This window comes from Arenibacter echinorum, from assembly GCF_003259375.1.
GTDB classification, from domain to species: domain Bacteria; phylum Bacteroidota; class Bacteroidia; order Flavobacteriales; family Flavobacteriaceae; genus Arenibacter; species Arenibacter echinorum.
In genome coordinates, this window is record NZ_QLLN01000006.1 from 34,435 (window position 1) to 54,508 (window position 20,074).

A 20,074-nucleotide genomic window follows, 5' to 3' on the forward strand; every position below is an offset into this window, starting at 1 on the left:
AACGTGACCAGAAACTTAACCAAATGCAAGAGGTAGGTGAAAAACAGAAAATACTGGGAGCTAAATAACACCCCGTGTTTTAATATTAATTTTTTTTTAAGGATAAGTTTATGTTAAAGACTCCGGTAATACATCCTACAATCATGGAAGTGCTTGCCCGTTCAGGGCATTTTGCACAAGTAGTCATTGCTGACGGAAATTTACCGGTCGCTGCCATGACAGGTCCAAACTCCACCACTGTACACCTCAACTTTCGTCCGGGACTATTGGACGCACTCACGGTGCTTGAAGGTATTCTGGAAGTCTGCCCTGTTCAAGGTGCTATCGTCATGGAAAAGCCTGCAGAAGCAAGCGCCGAAATACACGATGCTTATAAAAAATTATTGGGTGATGTAAGTTGGGAAAGCATGGAACGCTGGGCTTTCTACGATAAAATCAGGGAACCTACCACCACATTGATTATTCAAACCGGTGAACAGCGCCGCTTCGCCAATTTGATCCTTATTGTTGGTGTTGTAAAAATGGCCGAAGAAACTAACTTTTAGGAACTTGACGCTCAGCTAACAGTAAATGAGCTTTCTGATCTAAGTGAGAAAAAACCCCATTCACCAACAATGTGCACATTTAAGAAATTAGGATAGCCAATTTGAAAAAATATTATGGAAATTGAATATCTACATAGCGTAAGGAAGCAATTTGAGTATTACAAATCCCTTGGAGAGAAAACCCTTGAACAACTAAACGAAAAAGACCTCTTTTGGCAATATAACGAAGAGTCCAATTGCATAGCAATTATGGTCAACCACCTTTGGGGAAACATGAAATCGCGCTGGACAGATTTTTTAACCACGGACGGAGAAAAGGAATGGCGTAATCGTGATTCGGAATTTGAATCCGAAATAAAATCAAAAGTTGAACTACTTTCAAAATGGAATGATGGATGGAATTGCCTGTTTGAGGCACTAGCCTCTATTAATAAAGAAAATTTTGACACCAAGGTTTATATCAGGAACCAAGAGCATTCAATAATCGAGGCGATAAATAGACAATTGGCCCATTATTCCTATCACATTGGACAAATAGTTTATATAGGCAAAATGATCAAAGGAAGTGAATGGAAAAGTTTGACTATTCCAAAAGGAAGATCAACAGAATTTAACCATGGGAAATTTTCTAAAGGAAAGCACAAAGGACATTTCTCCGACGACATAATTTAAAACCAAAAAAGGAACTTTAGTTGGAAAATTAATTTCGAAAAAACAAATACAATGAAAATTTGTGTTGCACAGACAAAATCGGAAAAAGGAAATATAAAGGCCAATATCCAAAACCATTTAAGGTGGATAGAACTTGCCGTTTCCGAAAAAACGGACTTGATCATTTTCCCTGAATTATCCTTGTTAAACTACGAACCGGAACTCGCAAAAGATTTTGCGACCGACCAAAATGATCTGAGATTGGACGTATTTCAAGCAATTAGCGACACAAACAGCATTGCCATTGGTGTTGGTATACCTACCAAAATGGAATCCGAGATTTTAATTAGTATGGTTATTTTTCAGCCCAAGCAAGCACGACAAACTTATTCCAAACAAATTCTGCATCCGGACGAAAAGCCGTACTTTAATGAAGGAACCCAACAGACTATTTTGGCCATTAAGGACTCGAAAATTGCCCTAGCTATTTGTTACGAATCCTTACAGCCTGAACATTCCAAAAATGCACATGGAATGGGAGCAGAAATATATTTGGCGAGCGTAGCGAAATCACAAGCGGGAATGGAAAAAGCGAATACGGACTATCCGAAAATAGCGGACAAATATTCAATGCCAGTTTTAATGGTCAATTGCATCGGGTATTGTAATAATTCCCTGAGTGCGGGACAAACATCCATCTGGGACGCTAACGGAATTCTAATCGGACAACTCGATAGCCAAAGCGAGGGATTGTTAATCTATGATACGGTATCAAAATCTACCTATTCTGTAAACCAGGCTCATAGACTTTCCAACTAAATCACGTTACCTAAAATTAGAATGTCAAAACATACTTTCAATTCTAATAAATGATCAGACTAGCGGAAGTTACTCCCTATTTAATATATTCAGACAAAACCGTAACTTACTTCCAAATTAATATTAGTCAGTAGTTGTTTACAAACAGCAAAAATAAAAAGCTAATAAAATGGGTAACGTAAAAGTAAAAACTAACCCTAAAGTAGATGAGGTCTTTGCAAACTATCCTGATTTTGTTAGGGAAAAGATGCAGGCGTTACGGGAATTGGTTCTTGAAACAGCGGAAGAAACCGAAGGAGTTTACAAACTGGAAGAAACCCTGAAATGGGGAGAACCAAGTTTTGTAACCAAAGATGGTAGTACCTTGCGCATGGACTGGAAAGAAAAAACACCCGATAAGTACGCCATGTATTTTCATTGCACAAGTAGGTTGGTAGATACATTTAGATTGGTTTTCAATCACAAATTTCAATACGAAGGTAAACGGGCCATAGTTTTTCAATTAAATCAGACAATCCCAAAAGAAGAATTGAAGGAATGTATTAAAGCTTCATTGACCTATCACAAAGTAAAGGAATTGATTACGTTGGGAATTTGAGTCATTAAGAGAGAAGAAAGTAAATTCAGTAATCTCCATATAATAAACACTTATAAATATAATGATGCTAATCTTATAAGGAAGTCGAGAGGTTTTAGACTATTATAGCATTAATATGAGGTCTCGCACGATGGCTATCGGAATGCGCCTAACTGATTATCCATAACAACTCATAAACAATATATATTTAATTGAACACCTGTTGTTTATGTGCTACATTTCGGCCAGTATCTTATAAACAAGAAAAACAATGCATAGCAGGGCTGCAAACAATGGCAGTAAAAACCTCCGGTTTCCCCAACATTTCTCCTTGCCATAATCGTTAATGGCCAATTTGGTCTGTGAGAGATTTACCATTGTAAAAACACTTATGACTACATAGCTTGTAGCATTGGCCAGTTCAACAATAGGAACAAAAATGGCGAGAACAACAATCCCAATGGCTATAGCAATGGTGGCCAGTAATGGAGTACGATACTTCTTATGTACTTGATGAAACAATTTGGGTGCGCTGTTCTGCCCGGCCATTCCATATAGAACCCTTGAACCCATTATTACCTGTGCCAATACTCCATTTAAAACAGCAACCAAACTAATGATACTTATAATATAGGCATAATGTGGCCCTTTATTCGCAACTATTTCCGCCATTGGAGCATCGGTGGCAATAAGTTCGTTCAGTGGCAAGGCAATCACGGCGACTATGGCGACGGCTATATACAGGAACAAGGCTACGAACAAACTGCCCATTATAGCTATAGGCATGCTCTTTTTCGGGTCTTTGGCCTCCTCGGCAACATTTGCCAAATCTTCAAACCCAACAAAGGCATAGAAGGCCAGAAACGCACCCTGAAACACAGCGAATATATCATAACCAGGTGCCATAATGAACATTTGGGAAAACTGTGAAGTGAATTTCTCCAAATCTATACCTGCCACAAAAATGACAAATAGTAACCCCCCTACCTCAATCAGTGTTATTAATCCGATCACGTTTAAAGACTCCCCAATACCCCGGATGGCAAGTAAACAAAGTAGTGTCATACTAACAATGATCACAATAGCATCGGGAAATTCTATAAACACGTCCAAGTAGCCAACAAATCCTTTGAGAATGGCAGCAGCGGAAATGAACCCTGTAAATATTACCCCCCACCCCACCAAAGAGGCCAATCGTTTTGAATTGAATGCCTTATTTACATAGATTATCTCCCCACCACTTTTCGGAAACCGCGGTGCAAGAAGGGAATAGGAATATGCGGTCAATCCTGCCAAAACCCCGGCAAGAAGGAAGGAAAGAGGAGCCAGTGTTCCAGAATATCCAGCTACTTTGCCCACCAGCACATAAATACCTGCTCCCAGCATGGTCCCAACTCCGTATAGGAGTATTTGCATTGTACCCAGTTGTTTCTTTAACCCAACCTCTTCCTTTTCATTCTTCATGCCTGCAAGTTTTCATTTTATTTTAGGTGATTAAAGTGATTCCATTACTTTCTAACCGGGATTGACTTCCTTTTTCCCAATTCCCAAGCGCCGTGCTTGGATTCCAATTAATGGCCCAGCGAGGATTGAGGACAGTAGCGCTGAAAATACTATAGCGACGAATATTGCTTGTCCAATTAGCTGTAGTTCAATGGCCAGTGTAGCAACCACAATCTCCATGGCTCCTCCCGGAATAAAGATCAAGCCCATCAAAATAGATGTTTGTTGGGATTGTTTGCCCAATTTTGCTCCTAACCAGGCCCCTCCAAATTTACCTAAAATGGCCACCATACAGAATATTAGGGTTGGCCATAATTCCAGTCCGGCCAAAAAGTCGATTTTAATACCAAGTGTCGCAAAAAAGAGGGGTACAAAGATAGCGTGCAAGGTATCCGAGACACTATTGCGAAGATCCTCTGTTACCCTTTTGGCACTACCGGCCATGGTACCGGCAAGGAAGAATCCCAGAATGGCATGAATTCCCATCCACTGCGTGATGGCTCCACAGAGCAGACCAACACTGACTATTAGGGTCTGTGCTGCTGCGGGCTGTGGTAATGAAGTGGCTTCGACACGCTTTATCGCAAAATTCAACACCTTGGCCCCAACGGCAATACTTATAACAATAAAGACTATCACAAGCAATGCCCTACCGCCCAGATCAATGAAGCTCATTTCATGGGCCGTTACCAATGAGATAACCACAGTAAACAATAACCATCCAAAAATATCATTGATTGCACAGGCCGAAAGGGCAAGGGACGCTTGTGGCGTTTTACTAATTCCAAGATCGCCCAGGGCACGTGCCACGACCGAGATGGCAGTGATAGAACATGCTACGGACAAAAATAAAGGGAAGGTGATTCCCGTAGCTGCTTCTCCCCAATAAATAGGGTCATAAGCACTAAAAATTGGATAGCCAATAGCAATGGGAAACAACACCCCGACAATGCCGATTAAAATGGACGAACGACCACTACGTAACGCATGTCCCACATTTACGTGAAACCCTGAAGATAACAAAAGAAAAAAGACCCCTAGCCAAGAAACAGTTTCCAGCATTATGTATTGGGGTTCACTATCTGGAAACAGCATGTTTTGTAAGTCTGGCGATACCCGTCCAAGTAGGGTTGGCCCCAAAATAACGCCAGCTAAAATTTCACCAGCCAAGGCCGGTATCTTTAAGGATTCACAGATAACACCAAGAGTTCGTGCAACCCCAAGAAGTACAAGGATCTGCACAATAAAAAGTAGGATGTGGCTTTCGTTGAGGTAATGCATATCAATATTTTAGCCTATTGTAGTCATATTAGAGTATACTAAGTGCCATTCATAAATGCACTTGGCAGATTGCCAACACCATATCTCCGGTAGTCCAATTTTCCCTTTATCTGTTATTTTGATACCATTAAATTCACTGAAGCGAAACCTCCAATTTTACTTAGACTATCCTTGATTGGTTTTAGTTCCGAACTGCACCTACCTATACCTAAAACTGGGTCAAAACAGTAACACTATTTAATACGGGAAAAATGTTTTGTTCAAGGTTTATGCCTCCTTTTGAAAAGTAAAAAGTGGTATTCTAGTTTGAAATGCCGTATTTTGGGTGACGCTCTGTTGAAATACCTTTTCTATGAAGTTGGTATGGTGGGTAAACATGATTACCATATCTGCGTCAACATCGGCCACAAACTTATTGATGCCCAATACAACGGAGCTGATTTTTAGTTCGGTCATTTTAATTTTTTGATAGGAAAAATCTTTTATCAAACTCTTTTCCTTTTGTTGCAGGTCTCCTTCAAAACCCTCATCCGCCTTATCTATATGAAGGATTTGAATCCATGCATTCATTAATTTTGCGAAAGGGATAATTAAATCAAGCTCTTTCTCAAGATTGTAAAAGTCGCTGGAGTATACAATATTTTTGATACCCTTATATCGGGCAAATTCAGGAATGGTCAGTACTGGGATACTACTGTTCTCTATTATACTGGCGGCATTACTACCAAAGAGAATCTTTTTAAGCCCACTGGCACCTTTTGTTCCAATACATACAATATCGATATCATTTTTAAGCGCGGTCGTTTCTACATATTTTCCTATGGACGTACCAGAAGTAATTTCATAGCTTATATCAATCTTATGGGTATTATCTTTTTCAATAGATGCCAAAAGTTCTTTCATTGCCCTTTCGGAACTAGCTTTTATAGCCTCTTGAAGCTTATTGGAACCCACTCTGGCCCTTGAAGGGGCACTGGTATCTATTACGTGAAGTAGTTTAAGTTCTACCTCTAGGTCCTTGCTCATATCTACAGCATACTGGATCGCTACCTTGGATAATTCTGAAAAATCTGTTGGGATTAAAATTCTCATATAAAAACTGTTTTAGGTTTATACTTTAAAAATATCCAACTCCTGGGTCAAATAATATGATATTGGTCATCCCTAGAAATAATATAACACAGACCCATTTATCCTAAAATCCTTCTACATACCTATATTAGAACTGCTATATAAAATGTTGTGGTCTTTTTAATGAACTCCAAATGTATGCAGTTAAAGCTTCCTGTTGACTTCTATTGTAGTGCATAACACTCCCCTTTAACCGTATTATGCGCAACTACGCACATTGCCCAATTCCTGAGAGTCCATCATAGTACTCCTATCATCATTTTCTAAAGTCGTGTAAAGCCAAAACCGGTATAGTGCTGTAATAACCCAGGTTTTTTACCATAGGTCGGGATAATATCATTTTAAAAAAATGGTGCCTTCTGTTCATAAAGGCAATCATATTACTACCACTACTCTGTAAGAACACATTGATTGCAGATTGCACATCTTTGTTAATTATGGAATGGAAAGAACAGTCCAAGCCTTCAAAATAATCTTTTAAAAGGTTTTGATTATTAATCTGGTCTTCATCCAGTATTTCATCCTTGGGGAGCACAATTAACACTTTTATTGATGATTTTGAGATTTTTGCTATATCTACCATAGACTGAAATTCATGTCTTTTAAAGGTAGTCCTATAATCCGTTGGAAAAACAATTTCCTTTATTTTGGTATAGGTTGTTTTTGAAGGTATGGCAAGTACCGGACAGCTTCTTATTTCTTCCATGGCAAGAACCGTCTGGCTCCCGTAAATTTCCATTCTAGAATCCGCAGCTCCCTTGGTCCCCATAACAACAATATCTATATTGTGTTTATCCACCATATTTTTCATGGTATCAATTAAATTACCACGTTCTGATACCGTGTGGAATTCATGATGAACAGCCTTATCAGCAGTTACCCAATCACGAACAATTTGCAATCCATCAGTCGATTTCTTTTTGGATTGCTCCAATGTATTGGTAAACGTGAGCTCCAAAGTATAAGCTTCAACTTGATAAGTGTTTAGAATATAAAAAACACACTTTTCCTTCTTGAAAAGTGCAATGGCATAATCAATTGCATTTTGAGCATTTCTTGAAAAATCCGTAGGACAAAGTATTCTTCGTGTCATAATTGAACCTGTTTGCCCAAATATATTTTTTTAAAAACTGGGATGCTATGATATTTATCAGTAGGGCAATACCTCTTTAAACAGGCCAGCTTAAGGACCGTCCTTTGGTTAAAATTGAAACCCTGGTAAGTTAAACTTTAAATACAACCAAGTACATCAACAAGATGTAATCCTATAATATTTTATAAAGCGTAGTTACTATTACCCCTTTACCATCATTTAAAACATGGGATAATAATGGTTTTTTTTCCTTTACTTTTAAATTAAATGGTGGGGCCAATAAGTTTAGACCGCTTTGCTTTTTTAACCTAATTCCCTGTCCAGAAATAATATCCTTATTGGGTACAAAATCCCCTTCAGGTAAATGTTCCGTTAAAACAACATATTTATAATTGTACAACTTACCCACTACACTTTGTACTTCCTCATTGGATAAATGTTGAAGCACTTGTCTCAATATAGCACAATCCCCAGAAGGCAACTCATCAAGGGCGATATCCAAACAATGGAACTCCAAATTATCTGCCTTATATTTTTCCCTATTACGGGCTATAAGCCCTGTAACTATATCTATGGCTATGTACTTCCTGGTATGCCCTACCAATTCCTTTCCAACATTAAAATCCCCACAACCTAAATCGCATACGGTTAAGGGTTCTTTAAACGAGCTCAAGAATAATGTTAGTACAGCTATATAAGGGTTTACTATTTCTGGGTGATGTGACCCTGCGCCGGAATAAAAATCGGATTCGTTTCCGCCCCACAGGTTCATTTCATAAACCTGTTCCATAGTCGCTTTGGTGGGCCAAGGCTTCTTTGTTCTTTTTATTCTATTTTCTTTCATTCTCCATAAACACTCTAGTTGGCACTGCAAACTACAAAATCAGCTTAATATCCATTCCAATGTATTTTTACTTTTCCATGCATTTTGCTAATCAAGTAATGGTAAAAGTTATTAATTGGTATTTGCTATCTTAGATTCAAAATATTTGTCCGGTCACCATGTTGTAACCAGCGCTTTGAAGGTTTAAACAATCTAAGAGTAAACTTGGATGGTAAAAACCCTGAACAAATTGAATAAAATAAATGATTAATCTTTATACATACCAATGAAAGCTGGATACCCAACTACAATTTTAAATTTAGCTACTCTAGTGAAAATAATAGCCATAAACTGTGTTATTTTCCTAATTATAATGTCTTGTCAAATTTCGAAAGCCCAAACAGGCAGTGAAAACGAACCTATACGCTACATTGGCGGCACACATATTGACCCCTTTACCCACGAAGCGGGCTTAAGATATGCCATTGGTGTCGAAAATATTCAAACCTTTCGAGCAAACCGTACACATCCAGAGTTAAGTGATGGATATGGATGGACATATAGTCATGCGTCCAACCTAGCCTATTGGAATGGTCAATTCTACCAACAATATATTAGTGGTGAAGCCGATGAGCATAGATCACCCGTGCAAACAATGTTGATTACTTCCAAGAATGGAAAAGACTGGAGTTTTCCCAAAGTGATTTTTCCTCCTTATAAAGCTCCGGAAGGAGTTAAAATCCCGGAGGGATCAACGGGTTATATGATGCATCAGCGAATGGGCTTTTATGTTGCACCCAATGGCCGATTACTGACCTTGGCTTTTTATGGTCACACGGAAGATCCGTTCCGGGAAAATGGTATAGGGCGTGTAGTACGCGAAATTTACAAAGATGGGAGTATGGGTCCCATCTATTTTATAAGGTATGATAGCCAAACAAATTGGAATGAATCCAACACCACATATCCATTCTTTAAAAAATCAACAAATAAAGGATTTTTAGAAGCTTGTGATTCTCTTTTGAAAGATAAATTAATGACCCTACAATGGTTTGAAGAGGATAATGGCGTTGATGGTTTTTACACCTTCAACAATTCTGAACAGGCTTTTAATTGGCATGTAAGGAAAGATGGAAAGATAGTGGGACTTTTTAAACACTCCTTTGCATCACTTTCCAACGATGGGGGTATTACCTTTTCAGACCCTGTAAAAGTAAATTCTTTAGTCATGTCCGGAGGTAAAATGTGGGGGCAAAGAACAGAAGATGACAGATATGCAATTTCATATAACCCTGTAGATCAATCGGAGTATCGTTTTCCCATGGCAATTACAAGTAGTGATGACGGTATTCTATATGATGATCTGCTGCTCGTCCAAGGAGAAGTTCCTGCCAGGCGATTCTATGGCATATGGAAAGATTTCGGCCCCTGTTATATGCGAGGCATTACGCCAGGTAATGGAAACCCTCCAGGTACGGACATGTGGATGACCTACAGCATGAATAAAGAGGATATGTGGGTATCCCGTATTCCCACACCTATTAAATACAAAGTGGACGAAGACATTACCAATGACTTTGAAAATATGGACATCACTGGACATGTTATAGATTGGAACATTTATTCGCCAACCTGGGCAAAAGCAAGTTTGATCAAAGAAAACAACGGCAATCAATGTTTGCAAATGAAGGATATGGACCCATATGATTATTGCAGGGCGATCCGTGTTTTTGAAGAAAGCAAAGTAGTTACAGCAAGTTTTAAGTTGAAAGTTAAAGCAATGGATACTACCCAGTTCGATATTGACATTACTGACCGTTATGGCAACAGACCTGTACAAATATCATTTGACACGGATGGTTATATTAAGGCTGCAAATGGGGCTAAAATTATGTCTTTACAGAAGTTCGAGGTCAATAAATGGTATTCCTTTAAAATAAATTATGATACCCGTGGCTTGGGTTTCTATTCCCTTGCTATCAATGATAAGACAGTAGCAGATAATTTAGCTGCAGTAGTGGCTGTAAAATCTGCTGAAAGAATTTCATTTAGAACGGGGGCTTATCGCGATATACCTAGCAGGAAGACTCCCAACGAAGTGGAATTGCCACCCTTAAAGGGTGCCGATGAAAAACAAAAGCTTTCGAGTTATTTAATTGATGATGTATTTATTAAACAAATTTTTTAACGTACTATTTTCAATTAAACATCTGTCTTTAAGACCGCAAGATTGATACTTAAATACCGCTACTTCTATTAAATGGAACCCTTATTTGGAAGACACAATAGCATCAAAAACAATTGAAAATGAAAAGAATAAACAAGAGTGGGAGATATTATAGGGTATATATCCTGATTATGTTGACAACCATCTTGTTTGCGAATGCACAAGAGTCAACATCAAACAAAACCTTTGATGTTATTATTGATACAGATCTGGGAGGTGATCCCGATGATATACAATCATTGTTCAGAACTGTGCATTATTCTGATATAATCAAGATAAAAGGTATTGTAGCAACGCCCAATTCAGATATTGATCACCACCCTTGGGATACCATAGAACATACAGGACTAATTGAAAATTGGATCAAGAGGATAGATGTTGAACATTTGCGTAAAAACGGTTACCGACAATTAATGCGGGAGGAAGATTTGCTCTCCATCATAAAATCGGGAGCAAAAAAACCAGGAGGCCCTTCGGACAACCAGAGTACAGAAGGTTCTGAATGGATAATTAAAACAGCCCAAAATTATACGAAGGAAAGTCCAATATGGATATTGGTGTGGGGAAGTTTAACAACAACTGCCCAGGCACTTCACGATGCTCCTGACATTGCCGATAAAATAAGGATCTACTATATCAGTTCTTCCAACACCCTACATGACCCCGTAAGCAGGAATTTTGTATATACCTTCATGGAAAATGAATACCCTGAATTATGGTGGATTGAAAACGGAATCCTTCCAAGGGGCAAACATGAAACTTTTCGTGGTGTTTATCAATCCGGAATTCAAGATGGAGAATGGTCCTATACCAGTTTCACCGATTTCAATATTCGTAACCACGGCTCTACCCACGATGGCTTGTTTCAAGAAAAATGCGGTGATGTCTTTCCATTGGCCAATTATCCCAAAAACAGTTTAAAGGAAGGAGATAGCCCTTCACTGTTGTATTTAATGTCTCCTATAATTGGTGGTGTGGGAAACGTTGATGACCCCACCCAAGAAAGTTGGGGCGGACAGTTTAGGCATTCAGACAAAAATACTCATCCCAATTACTATATTGATCTTGACAAATCTCCTGCTGAATGCCAAATGACTATAGGAAAATGGCGATATAATGTAATGAATGATTGGAAGAATCGGTGGGACAGATATGATAGGTAGTCATTGTAACAAAAAACTTCCAAACTATAATACGGACTACTTAAAAGGCACTGGTAAAACCACCTGTACATTTAGATGAAATCTCCACAATAAAGTTTCTTTCCAAAAGGCTATTTACCCTTAAAATATTATATCAAAATATACTTCCGAATTGCTATCTTAGTTTAAGATATGCATTCGATAATTAGATACGATTGCGACCAGCCATTATGAAAAAAACCATAATAATTATAGCAATACTGGCTTTTTCCCAGGTCAAGTCCCAATTAATAAAAGATGAGTCCATTGCCTTTTCTGTAGGTTACGGGTTAAGTGCACCCTATGATGATGTTAATGTAGCCGCCACTGGATTTTACCTACAGGGCGAATATGTATTTACCCTTGCCAAGTGGATGGACATGAGGCCATATGCTGGACTAATTTTGACAAAATCCAATGGTGAGGACTTAAATGAGAATCCAACTCCTTATAAAGCAACTTCCAAAGCATTTTTAATCGGAGGAAAAACAAGAATAACGGCTCCTATTCCATGGGTTGCCCCCTATATAGAAGCTGGGGTTGGCACATCTATAGGGTCATTTAAAACCTTAACACCATATACAGATTTTGATAAAAGTGGATTAATTGTTCACGTCCCCTGCTCTATTGGATTGGAATTGGGACCCAACCAGAATTTTGATATTGCCTTCACCTATTATTTTCATCCAAGTATGAAACAGTTCTCAGGAGCAGCTGCTTTTGGAATTTCGTTTCCAATAAATACTATTAAAAGAATATCGTAGTATATTAACTCTACTAACCTACCCTGTTATAGCTGGAGTTAAATTGAATGAGATTTATCCTCCCAATTCGGCCATTTTTTTTCCAACATGGGTAATTACCTCGTTGAATTCTTTTGTTGGATTAAAATCAATCATTTTAACATCTTTCTGAATTATAGCCGTATGTCCTGATGGCATATAAAAAACATCTCCCTTCTCGAGTAATTCTTCTTTTCCATCATCATAGATAACTAACAAAGCACCTTCCAATATATATCCCCAATGAGGACAATGACAACTGTCATTATTCAAACCTTGTAAGAGTGGTGTGAAATCGGTGCCCTTTGGTAATTCATTGAAACAAACGGTCATTCCTCCAAAATCAGGTTGAGCCCGCATTGTAGTACCTGGTGCTTGCATGGTGATCGGAATGCTTTCCTTTTTAATTTTCATGATCGTATATGTTTAGTGTACAATAAGTTACGGAAAAATATTTTAAAAGGTGCGGTGATTAAATCTAACCCAAAGAAATTAAGGGTCATCTTAATAACTTCTGCTATGCAAAAAGTGTAAGTCTAATGCTCAAGAAGAATTATTAGCTTAAATGTCTTTCTCATAGATATACAGTAGTTCACTTAAAAAATAATACTTTTAAGCCAGTTTTTACAATAGGCTGCACGCCCTTTATAAATGATTATTGAGCCAAATGGCAATCCTTTTATTCAGATTCAACTTGTAACCCAATGAAATTAAAACTCCTTTTTATTGCCGTTTTCACTTTAAGTCAATCTTTTTATGCCCAAATTACTAAGGGTCTAATTGTACCCAAAGAAGCTAACGTCTCTAATTTTTGTTGTGCTTATGTTCCGGAGTCTGGCATCCAGATTTATAACAAACCCAATGGTGAAGTTCAAGGAAGAATTGTTCAAGACTCCGGAAAAGATCGTCAAAATAAATCAAGGGGAATATTCATTAAAGTGCAAGGGGAATTAGAACCAATAGAACATCCTAACATAAAAATAATAGGCGATGATATTACAGCTCTGCTGTACATTGATGAACATTCAAATTTTGTTAAATTACAAAATGGCTATTGGATTAAATTAGGAGAATTGGAGGATAAGGGATTGCAAATTGTTAATTGGATGCAATATCTAATTGAGAAAAGTCCGGAAGTAATTGGGTACTATGCAAAAGAACCTGGTCTCCATTTAAGGGAAAATCCTTCAGAAAATTCAGAACTAATTTTAGATTTGAAAGGAGATTTATTGGAAATAAAACTTACCCAAGAAGTCAAAGGATTATGGTGCAAAGTTATTGTAACCAAATATAGTGATCACCCATGTTCCAGTAAAGGTAATTTTGAGGAAATAAAACTCAAGACCTTCACCGGTTGGATTCAACTATTAACGGACGATTTAACTCCGAATGTAACGTATTACAAAACTTGCTAAGGGAACGAAAGTAAATCTCTAATTTTCTATTTATCCTTATTATTGACCAAAATTGGATACTCTACGTCATAGCCTTTTATGGAATGCCAAATTATCCTATTAAAAATGCTTTCATCCGCCTCATCAATATCATCAAGTGGCATTTCCATTGATTTTTGTGCATAATACAATTGTTTCTCATTAGAAATCGAAGACAACTCTGGGTTCATCTCATCCAATTTAATATTATTAGGTATCACTTTATAGGGAGAAAAATCTGGCTCACTGGTAAAACAATCAACCAATGGCTCCGCTAATAGATCAAATTGTGTCATAGGCGATAATCCCAAAATCAATTCCATGGTGCGGAGAAAGCTATTTTGATTATAGTGAGTGCTTATTACCTCTCCCCTTTTGGTGTACGGACTTATACACAAGGCACCTGTTCTGCGGCCATCTACATGATCTAAACCTGCCTGAGTATCGTCCTGAATAACAAAAATGGCCGTTTCTGCCCAGAATTTACTATGACTTACCGCTTCTACTATTTGCCCTAACGCCAAATCATTATCTGCAACAGTTGCTCTAGGTGTAGGATATCCAGCTCTGGTACCCACTGTATGATCATTAGGTAGAAGCATTACTGTAAAATTCGGAAAGTTATCATTCTTTTCAAATTCCTTTAATTCTTTTATAAACTCCCCTGCGCGGTAAACATCCTGTACTTTTCCCGGAAATCCAACATAGGTTGGGCAAAGATAAGGCTCCAGAGACTTGACCTCTGTAGTTGCCCTGATCTTTATTTCATTGGTACCTGCTTTAAATTGATTATATAGCTCGGTCCAAGTGGCTTCTTTTGGTTCAATATCCGCTATTACAAATTCGCCATAGTTGCGAAAAGAAAGTCCTGCATCCAAAACCTTATCCCATATAAAACCCCCTGAAGAATATGCCAAGACATCATCTCCATCATAGGGGTAACTTCTAACAAAACCTCCGAAACTTTTTTCGAGATAATCGGTAACAAATCCTTCCATAGCCCACATATGTCCATCGGCACTAAGCACTCCATTGCAATAAGTGTTATCCAACAAAACATATTTCTCTGCAAGGGCATGTTGGTTGGGGGTTACTTCCCTCCCAAACTGACATAAACTGGCATCTCCATTGCCTTGAGGAAGATCCCCATATACCTGGTCATATGTCCGGTTTTCTTTAATAATATAAAGCACATGTTTAAATACAGACTTTTCACCCGGACGGGTGGGCAAAGGCACCACTTTTTCTTCAGTAGCTTCAATATTCAATTCGTTAATTATTTTTGGAAGTCTCATATTAGAGGCCGCTTGCAATGAATAGCTATTTAACTCCTCCTCTCCAGGAACTGGTATGAAGGAGACAGACCCCATATGATCATGTGAGTTATAACCTCCCTTAGGAATTTTAGAACGTTCTTCCCATCTACCTCCAGTGCCTTTTACATTAGCCACGATTAACCCTGACCCGGCTTTATTCATAACAACGGCCCCTGGATACCATCCTGTAGGGATTAATCCAGTTACTTTATCTGTTTCAAGATCTATTACGGCAAGTAAATTATTAGCACCATTGGCTACATATAATAATTTCCCAGATGGTTCCAATACAAGAGCATTGGGAGCACTCCCAAAAGGTAGTTCTGCACTGGGTTTTGTTTCAATAGATTTTAATACTACATCCTGTTTGGTATCAATAACAGATATGATATCACTGTTGGCATTGGCAACATACAACCTTGACGCGTCATTTGACAATACCATATTACATGGAAGCAAACCAACTTCGATTTCCTTCAACACGGTTCTACTTTTTAAATCAACTACCGAAATGGTTCCTGAAGAACCAATACCCGTTTTGGGATCAATAACAGCATCTGACCCAGAGGTTAACCCTGTTATATCTTCCGAGTTTGGAGTGCGCCCTCCCCAATTGGTTACATAAGCCTTAGAATCTTTTATAATTACAGTAAAAGGAGCTATTCCCACGGGAATCTGCGTTTCCAACTCCATTGTTTTTGTGTTTACAACACCAAGACTATTATTACGACTAAGGGTTACATAAATCAATTCTTGTGCTTCATCAATAACAAAACCACCAGGATAAGACCTGTTGTTATCTTCCTTTTCAGGACCTTTTAATGTAATTTCTTTATGCCAATTAAAACCATTCACACCCAATATGGCCGACCTTAAAATACCTTCGGTGTCGGTAGTCCAAACAATAGAATCATTTGACGCCCATTCAATACCTTCAAATGTATTACCGCCTTTGGGCAATTCCAATGTTTGTATAATCGATTGACTGTTTACATCCAAGAATGTCAAATCACTCTTATTCTTTATAGCTACAATAGTTTCTGCATTATTTAAAGCAAGATCCGTAGGCCTTCCAGGAAAAACTACCGTATTACCAGCTGGATTTATTATTTGTGAAGTAGCAACTACATGGCTACCATCCTCCTGAGGTCCTACCATTGCTCTACGATTAAATAAATCCGGAGCAACAGTAAACTGCTTTTTGGAATTTTCTTTAATTTTTACTGAATTACAACTGAATAGAAAACTTAAACCAACTAGGGAAATAAGGACAATTGATTTTATTGATTTTTTGAAGTGGTTCATACTGATTAACTAATTTATCAAAGTGTTTTGATATTCACCAAATATGTCATGCGATAGACAAACCATTAAATATAAGGAAATATCTTCTGAGAAATTTAATTCACTGTAGATCCTTTTCATTTCTCTTTTTGTTTGCACCTAATTATTTACTGAATTTAAATTGCAAGAAAAGACAATAAATAAATTTGGACTTTGGTGACCTGATCCACATAATCAATGACTGTTTAAAAAATTTACATTTGTCTTCCATCTTTTTTCAATTGTTTTTTTAAGAATAGGTTTCAACCCTAGCCTTGTATTTATGAAGCCTTTCTTGGGCTTTACACCAATAGTATCCAAACTACAGAAATAATTTGGATTTACTATACTAAGGCTATAAAAGACATATTTACCATGATCCTTTATCTTTGGGTTACACTTGCTGACAAATGAAATACCTACTTACAGGACAGTAAACCGAAAGATTAAAATTTAGACTACTTAAAGTAGAGGATTTCGATTCTTGGGTGAATTTATTTAAGGCAGATAAAGTGGCGGAATATTTAGACCTTGATCCAAAACTAACGGAACCGGAATTATGCAAAATTTGGTTTGATAAAGCTTTTCATAGATACCAAAATGATCTGGGCGGAATGAACGTGCTGATCGAAAAAAGAACAAACCGACTTGTTGGTCAATGTGGGCTCCTAGTCCAAACCATTGAAAATAGGGAGAGATTGGAAATAGGTTACTCTATACTGCCAGAGTTTTGGAAAAAAGGTTTTGCTATCGAAGCTGCTACAAAATGTAAAAATTATGCTTTTGAAAACAACTTTGCTGATTCATTGATCTCTATGATTCATGAAGATAACCTAAGCTCTGAAAAGGTCGCTTTGAGAAATGGAATGACATTCGAAAAAATGATAAAATCCTTCAATATATTTCGTATAGACAAGGAGAATTGGAACCGTTAAATCCCAATTTACTGAGGATGGCAATTTTACTAAAGCGATTTTGCAATATTAGAAGTTGGCTATTTAAAAATTGTGGAAGTATACTTTGGATTAGTTGAATAAAAATGGATAAAGAACAAAATTTTCATTTTCCCGTCTATACTTAAAACTTCAATTCCCACATACACCATAAGAAATAACAATGGGTACTTATAAACCGAAAAAGATCAACAGCATTATGGTCGTTTACCTTAATTAACTATTTTTATTCCAATCAACCGTCACGGTTATTTAGAACATGACAATACCGCCTTGATTATAGAAATTGACTGATAATATTTTTATTCGACGTTTAACTTTATAAATTTAAGTGTAATCCAATCTGTGAATAATGTATGACCTCCTCATTGGAAATATTAAGGAATTAGTACCTCTTACCGAAGATGAATCCAAGCTGATCAAGAAATCGTTTGAACCGGTCCATCTTAAAAAGAAACAATTTTTACTTCAAAGCGGGGAATATTCCAACCATATGCGCTTCATTTCCCAGGGATGCGTAAAACTGTATAACCTAGATGAATTGGGTGTTGAACATATTCTACAATTTGGGATAAGTGGATGGTGGATCAACGACTTGTATGCCTATCTCACCCAAAAACCTGCAACATTCTTCATTCAGGCCATTACACAGAGTACCGTACTTCAAATACATAGGGATAGATTAAATGAACTCTTTGATAAAATCCATATGATGGATAGATTTTTCCGTATCAAAACACAGAATGGCTATGTTGCCCTACAGGAAAGAACTATCAATAATATGAGTCAGTCCGCCGAGCAACGTTACCTTGAGTTTATTGAGCGTTACAGAGACATAGAACAACAGATTCCTCAATATATGCTTGCCTCCTACTTGGGGGTGACCCCAGAGCACCTAAGCTCCATCCGGAAAAATATAAGGGATTATTAGCGTTCTTAAGATACCTTAATGGAATAGTTCCACATGGTTTTAATATTTGCACAAACAAATTATTTAAACCATGAAAAGAACTAAGATTTTAATTGCAGTCCTGCTCTTTTTTCAGTTAATGTTGAGAGGGCAACAACAAGAAACAGTGGGTAAAAGCCCATGGGGACCACAGGATCAAATTGGCACCCTTAATATGATGACCGAAGCTTCAAAGCTTCAGGTACTCTCCAAAATATCCTCTGGAAAGACCTACGACCTCAGTGTAGAATACTTTGTTGGGATGCCCAGTTTTCATTCGCTGGGAGATCCTGGATACCAGTATTGGCTTACACATACACCACACGGCACTATAGTGGACAATCCCAATGGCCTAGGTGAGGAAATGAACAGAAAGGTAAGCTATACCGGGGACGCCATCTCCTTGTATACCCATATGGGCACACACATAGATGCCCTGAACCACTTTGGCCTGGATGGGAAAATATGGAACGGATTTACCCCAGAGGAATACCTAGGAAACAAGGGCTGGAAGAAGACCGGAGCAGAAACTATTCCTCCAATTATTGCCAGAGGAGTACTCTTGGATGTGGCGGATGCAAAAGGACCCCTTCCAAAAAACTATCACATCACCTCCCAAGACTTACAGCTCACCCTTAAAAAACAGGGTATAAAGCTAAAGAGCGGGGATGTTGTTTTGATCAGAACCGGCCAAGCCGAATTCTACGAAGATGCCTCACACTACCTAGATAACTATCCAGGTATTGGCCTTGAGGCCGTTAAGTGGTTGGTAGAAGAGCAAGGAATTATGCTCTTGGGTGCCGATAACCTTAGTTTTGAGGCATTTCCGCCAGAACGGGAAGACAATTGGGTACCTGTGCACACCTATCTACTCGCCGAAAAAGGGGTAATGTTCATAGAGCAGCTATCCTTGGAAGAGCTATCCAAAGATGAGGTCTATGAATTTGCATTTATTGCGGCATCCCTAAAATTAAGGGGTGCAAGCGGATCCCCAATGCGGCCCCTTGCCATCCCTTTTAACACAAAAAAGTAAGCCATGAACAATTCATCGCTATTACTTCTCTCGTTTTCGGTAGGTATTTTGGTCGTAATCCAGGGTGGAATTAACGCTAGGCTCGGGATACTGCTAAACAACACCTTGCTAGCTACCACCGCTGCCTTGGTAATGAGTGCAAGTTTTACACTAATTGCAGTTTTCATGACCGTCCGCGAACTTCCAAGTATAGACCAAATACAATCTATACCCACCTATATGTGGTTTACAGGAGGGGCTTTAAGTTTCTTGGCAGTTACCCTCTTTTACTACATCATTCCACGTATTGGGATATCTACAGCGGTAATTTTTGGACTAAGTGGTCAAATAATTTTTGCAGCGATAGCGAGCCATTTTGGTTGGTTCGGAATGCCCATGGAACCCATGACCATTAAAAAAGTTATGGGAATGATAGTGATGACCTTAGGAGTAATACTCATAAAATATTAATGAT

At 38.1% G+C, this 20,074-nt stretch carries 18 protein-coding genes and 1 pseudogene; 12 read left to right on the forward strand and 7 right to left on the reverse strand.

Features of this window, described 5'->3' with window-relative positions; all coding sequences use genetic code 11:
* Nucleotides 1–110: 110 nt before the first annotated feature.
* The 4 genes from LV92_RS15735 to LV92_RS15750 all read left to right on the forward strand — a co-directional run bounded on the left by LV92_RS15735 (nt 111) and on the right by LV92_RS15750 (nt 2,613).
* Nucleotides 111–545: an RbsD/FucU domain-containing protein gene (locus LV92_RS15735; RefSeq protein ID WP_111624575.1), complete on the forward strand. Its 435-nt coding sequence runs from the start codon at nt 111–113 to the stop codon at nt 543–545.
* A gap of 114 nt (nt 546–659) precedes the next feature.
* Nucleotides 660–1,217, forward strand: a complete 558-nt coding sequence (locus LV92_RS15740; protein ID WP_111624576.1) for a DUF1572 family protein — start codon at nt 660–662, stop codon at nt 1,215–1,217.
* Nucleotides 1,218–1,268: 51 nt separating this feature from the next.
* Nucleotides 1,269–2,015, forward strand: coding sequence for a carbon-nitrogen hydrolase family protein (locus tag LV92_RS15745; protein WP_111624577.1), 747 nt, complete (start codon nt 1,269–1,271; stop codon nt 2,013–2,015).
* A 169-nt stretch (nt 2,016–2,184) separates the two neighbouring features.
* Nucleotides 2,185–2,613, forward strand: coding sequence for a DUF1801 domain-containing protein (locus tag LV92_RS15750; protein WP_111624578.1), 429 nt, complete (start codon nt 2,185–2,187; stop codon nt 2,611–2,613).
* Nucleotides 2,614–2,826: 213 nt separating this feature from the next.
* Here LV92_RS15750 and LV92_RS15755 read toward each other — a convergent pair whose 3' ends face one another.
* From LV92_RS15755 to LV92_RS15775, 5 genes are all read right to left on the reverse strand, one after another.
* On the reverse strand, nt 2,827–4,056 hold the full coding sequence (locus tag LV92_RS15755) for an APC family permease (protein ID WP_111624579.1): 1,230 nt from the start codon (nt 4,054–4,056) through the stop codon (nt 2,827–2,829).
* Nucleotides 4,057–4,107: 51 nt separating this feature from the next.
* Nucleotides 4,108–5,376, reverse strand: a complete 1,269-nt coding sequence (locus LV92_RS15760) for a cation:proton antiporter (RefSeq protein WP_111624580.1) — start codon at nt 5,374–5,376, stop codon at nt 4,108–4,110.
* 267 nt (nt 5,377–5,643) lie between these two features.
* Entirely contained in the window at nt 5,644–6,468 is an 825-nt protein-coding gene (locus LV92_RS15765) for a universal stress protein (protein WP_111624581.1), read from the reverse strand.
* 295 nt (nt 6,469–6,763) lie between these two features.
* Nucleotides 6,764–7,600, reverse strand: coding sequence for a universal stress protein (locus LV92_RS15770; protein ID WP_111624582.1), 837 nt, complete (start codon nt 7,598–7,600; stop codon nt 6,764–6,766).
* A gap of 172 nt (nt 7,601–7,772) precedes the next feature.
* Entirely contained in the window at nt 7,773–8,444 is a 672-nt protein-coding gene (locus tag LV92_RS15775; protein WP_111624583.1) for a class I SAM-dependent methyltransferase, read from the reverse strand.
* 352 nt (nt 8,445–8,796) lie between these two features.
* Between LV92_RS15775 and LV92_RS15780 the strand changes: the two genes are divergently transcribed.
* From LV92_RS15780 to LV92_RS15790, 3 genes are all read left to right on the forward strand, one after another.
* Nucleotides 8,797–10,611, forward strand: a complete 1,815-nt coding sequence (locus LV92_RS15780; RefSeq protein WP_111624584.1) for a sialidase/neuraminidase family protein — start codon at nt 8,797–8,799, stop codon at nt 10,609–10,611.
* Between the two features lie 119 nt (nt 10,612–10,730).
* A complete protein-coding gene (locus tag LV92_RS15785) occupies nt 10,731–11,813 on the forward strand; it encodes a nucleoside hydrolase-like domain-containing protein (RefSeq protein ID WP_211323004.1) in 1,083 nt (360 codons plus the stop codon).
* Nucleotides 11,814–12,022: 209 nt separating this feature from the next.
* Nucleotides 12,023–12,595 (forward strand): hypothetical protein, encoded by a 573-nt coding sequence (locus LV92_RS15790; RefSeq protein ID WP_111624585.1) that lies wholly within the window; start codon nt 12,023–12,025, stop codon nt 12,593–12,595.
* A 54-nt stretch (nt 12,596–12,649) separates the two neighbouring features.
* Here the strand turns inward: LV92_RS15790 and LV92_RS15795 are convergent, their stop codons facing one another.
* Entirely contained in the window at nt 12,650–13,027 is a 378-nt protein-coding gene (locus tag LV92_RS15795; protein ID WP_111624586.1) for a cupin domain-containing protein, read from the reverse strand.
* Between the two features lie 290 nt (nt 13,028–13,317).
* On the opposite strand from LV92_RS15795, the gene LV92_RS15800 reads away from it, so the two are divergent.
* Nucleotides 13,318–14,028, forward strand: a complete 711-nt coding sequence (locus tag LV92_RS15800; protein WP_111624587.1) for a hypothetical protein — start codon at nt 13,318–13,320, stop codon at nt 14,026–14,028.
* Between the two features lie 26 nt (nt 14,029–14,054).
* Here the strand turns inward: LV92_RS15800 and LV92_RS15805 are convergent, their stop codons facing one another.
* Nucleotides 14,055–16,520 (reverse strand): alkaline phosphatase family protein, encoded by a 2,466-nt coding sequence (locus LV92_RS15805; RefSeq protein WP_170126343.1) that lies wholly within the window; start codon nt 16,518–16,520, stop codon nt 14,055–14,057.
* Nucleotides 16,521–17,140: 620 nt separating this feature from the next.
* Between LV92_RS15805 and LV92_RS15810 the strand changes: the two are divergent.
* The 4 genes and pseudogenes from LV92_RS15810 to LV92_RS15825 all read left to right on the forward strand — a co-directional run.
* Nucleotides 17,141–17,620 (forward strand): annotated as a pseudogene (locus LV92_RS15810) (GNAT family N-acetyltransferase); the annotation flags it as partial.
* A gap of 370 nt (nt 17,621–17,990) precedes the next feature.
* The gene (locus LV92_RS15815) at nt 17,991–18,569 is read left to right on the forward strand and encodes a Crp/Fnr family transcriptional regulator (protein ID WP_111624589.1); all 579 of its coding nucleotides are present in this window, start codon (nt 17,991–17,993) and stop codon (nt 18,567–18,569) included.
* A gap of 70 nt (nt 18,570–18,639) precedes the next feature.
* Nucleotides 18,640–19,620 (forward strand): cyclase family protein, encoded by a 981-nt coding sequence (locus LV92_RS15820; RefSeq protein ID WP_111624590.1) that lies wholly within the window; start codon nt 18,640–18,642, stop codon nt 19,618–19,620.
* Nucleotides 19,621–19,623: 3 nt separating this feature from the next.
* Complete coding sequence (locus LV92_RS15825) at nt 19,624–20,070, forward strand: DMT family transporter (protein ID WP_111624591.1); 447 nt, start codon at nt 19,624–19,626, stop codon at nt 20,068–20,070.
* Nucleotides 20,071–20,074: the final 4 nt, after the last annotated feature.

Bases quoted from the DNA above. Each gene is read 5' to 3' on its own strand.
- LV92_RS15735 (WP_111624575.1), top strand. From the start codon at position 111: ATGTTAAAGACTCCGGTAATACATCCTACAATCATGGAAGTGCTTGCC.
- LV92_RS15740 (WP_111624576.1), top strand. From the start codon at position 660: ATGGAAATTGAATATCTACATAGCGTAAGGAAGCAATTTGAGTATTAC.
- LV92_RS15745 (WP_111624577.1), top strand. From the start codon at position 1,269: ATGAAAATTTGTGTTGCACAGACAAAATCGGAAAAAGGAAATATAAAG.
- LV92_RS15750 (WP_111624578.1), top strand. From the start codon at position 2,185: ATGGGTAACGTAAAAGTAAAAACTAACCCTAAAGTAGATGAGGTCTTT.
- LV92_RS15755 (WP_111624579.1), bottom strand. From the start codon at position 4,056: ATGAAGAATGAAAAGGAAGAGGTTGGGTTAAAGAAACAACTGGGTACA.
- LV92_RS15760 (WP_111624580.1), bottom strand. From the start codon at position 5,376: ATGCATTACCTCAACGAAAGCCACATCCTACTTTTTATTGTGCAGATC.
- LV92_RS15765 (WP_111624581.1), bottom strand. From the start codon at position 6,468: ATGAGAATTTTAATCCCAACAGATTTTTCAGAATTATCCAAGGTAGCG.
- LV92_RS15770 (WP_111624582.1), bottom strand. From the start codon at position 7,600: ATGACACGAAGAATACTTTGTCCTACGGATTTTTCAAGAAATGCTCAA.
- LV92_RS15775 (WP_111624583.1), bottom strand. From the start codon at position 8,444: ATGAAAGAAAATAGAATAAAAAGAACAAAGAAGCCTTGGCCCACCAAA.
- LV92_RS15780 (WP_111624584.1), top strand. From the start codon at position 8,797: ATGTCTTGTCAAATTTCGAAAGCCCAAACAGGCAGTGAAAACGAACCT.
- LV92_RS15785 (WP_211323004.1), top strand. From the start codon at position 10,731: ATGAAAAGAATAAACAAGAGTGGGAGATATTATAGGGTATATATCCTG.
- LV92_RS15790 (WP_111624585.1), top strand. From the start codon at position 12,023: ATGAAAAAAACCATAATAATTATAGCAATACTGGCTTTTTCCCAGGTC.
- LV92_RS15795 (WP_111624586.1), bottom strand. From the start codon at position 13,027: ATGAAAATTAAAAAGGAAAGCATTCCGATCACCATGCAAGCACCAGGT.
- LV92_RS15800 (WP_111624587.1), top strand. From the start codon at position 13,318: ATGAAATTAAAACTCCTTTTTATTGCCGTTTTCACTTTAAGTCAATCT.
- LV92_RS15805 (WP_170126343.1), bottom strand. From the start codon at position 16,520: ATGGTAGGACCTCAGGAGGATGGTAGCCATGTAGTTGCTACTTCACAA.
- LV92_RS15815 (WP_111624589.1), top strand. From the start codon at position 17,991: ATGTATGACCTCCTCATTGGAAATATTAAGGAATTAGTACCTCTTACC.
- LV92_RS15820 (WP_111624590.1), top strand. From the start codon at position 18,640: ATGAAAAGAACTAAGATTTTAATTGCAGTCCTGCTCTTTTTTCAGTTA.
- LV92_RS15825 (WP_111624591.1), top strand. From the start codon at position 19,624: ATGAACAATTCATCGCTATTACTTCTCTCGTTTTCGGTAGGTATTTTG.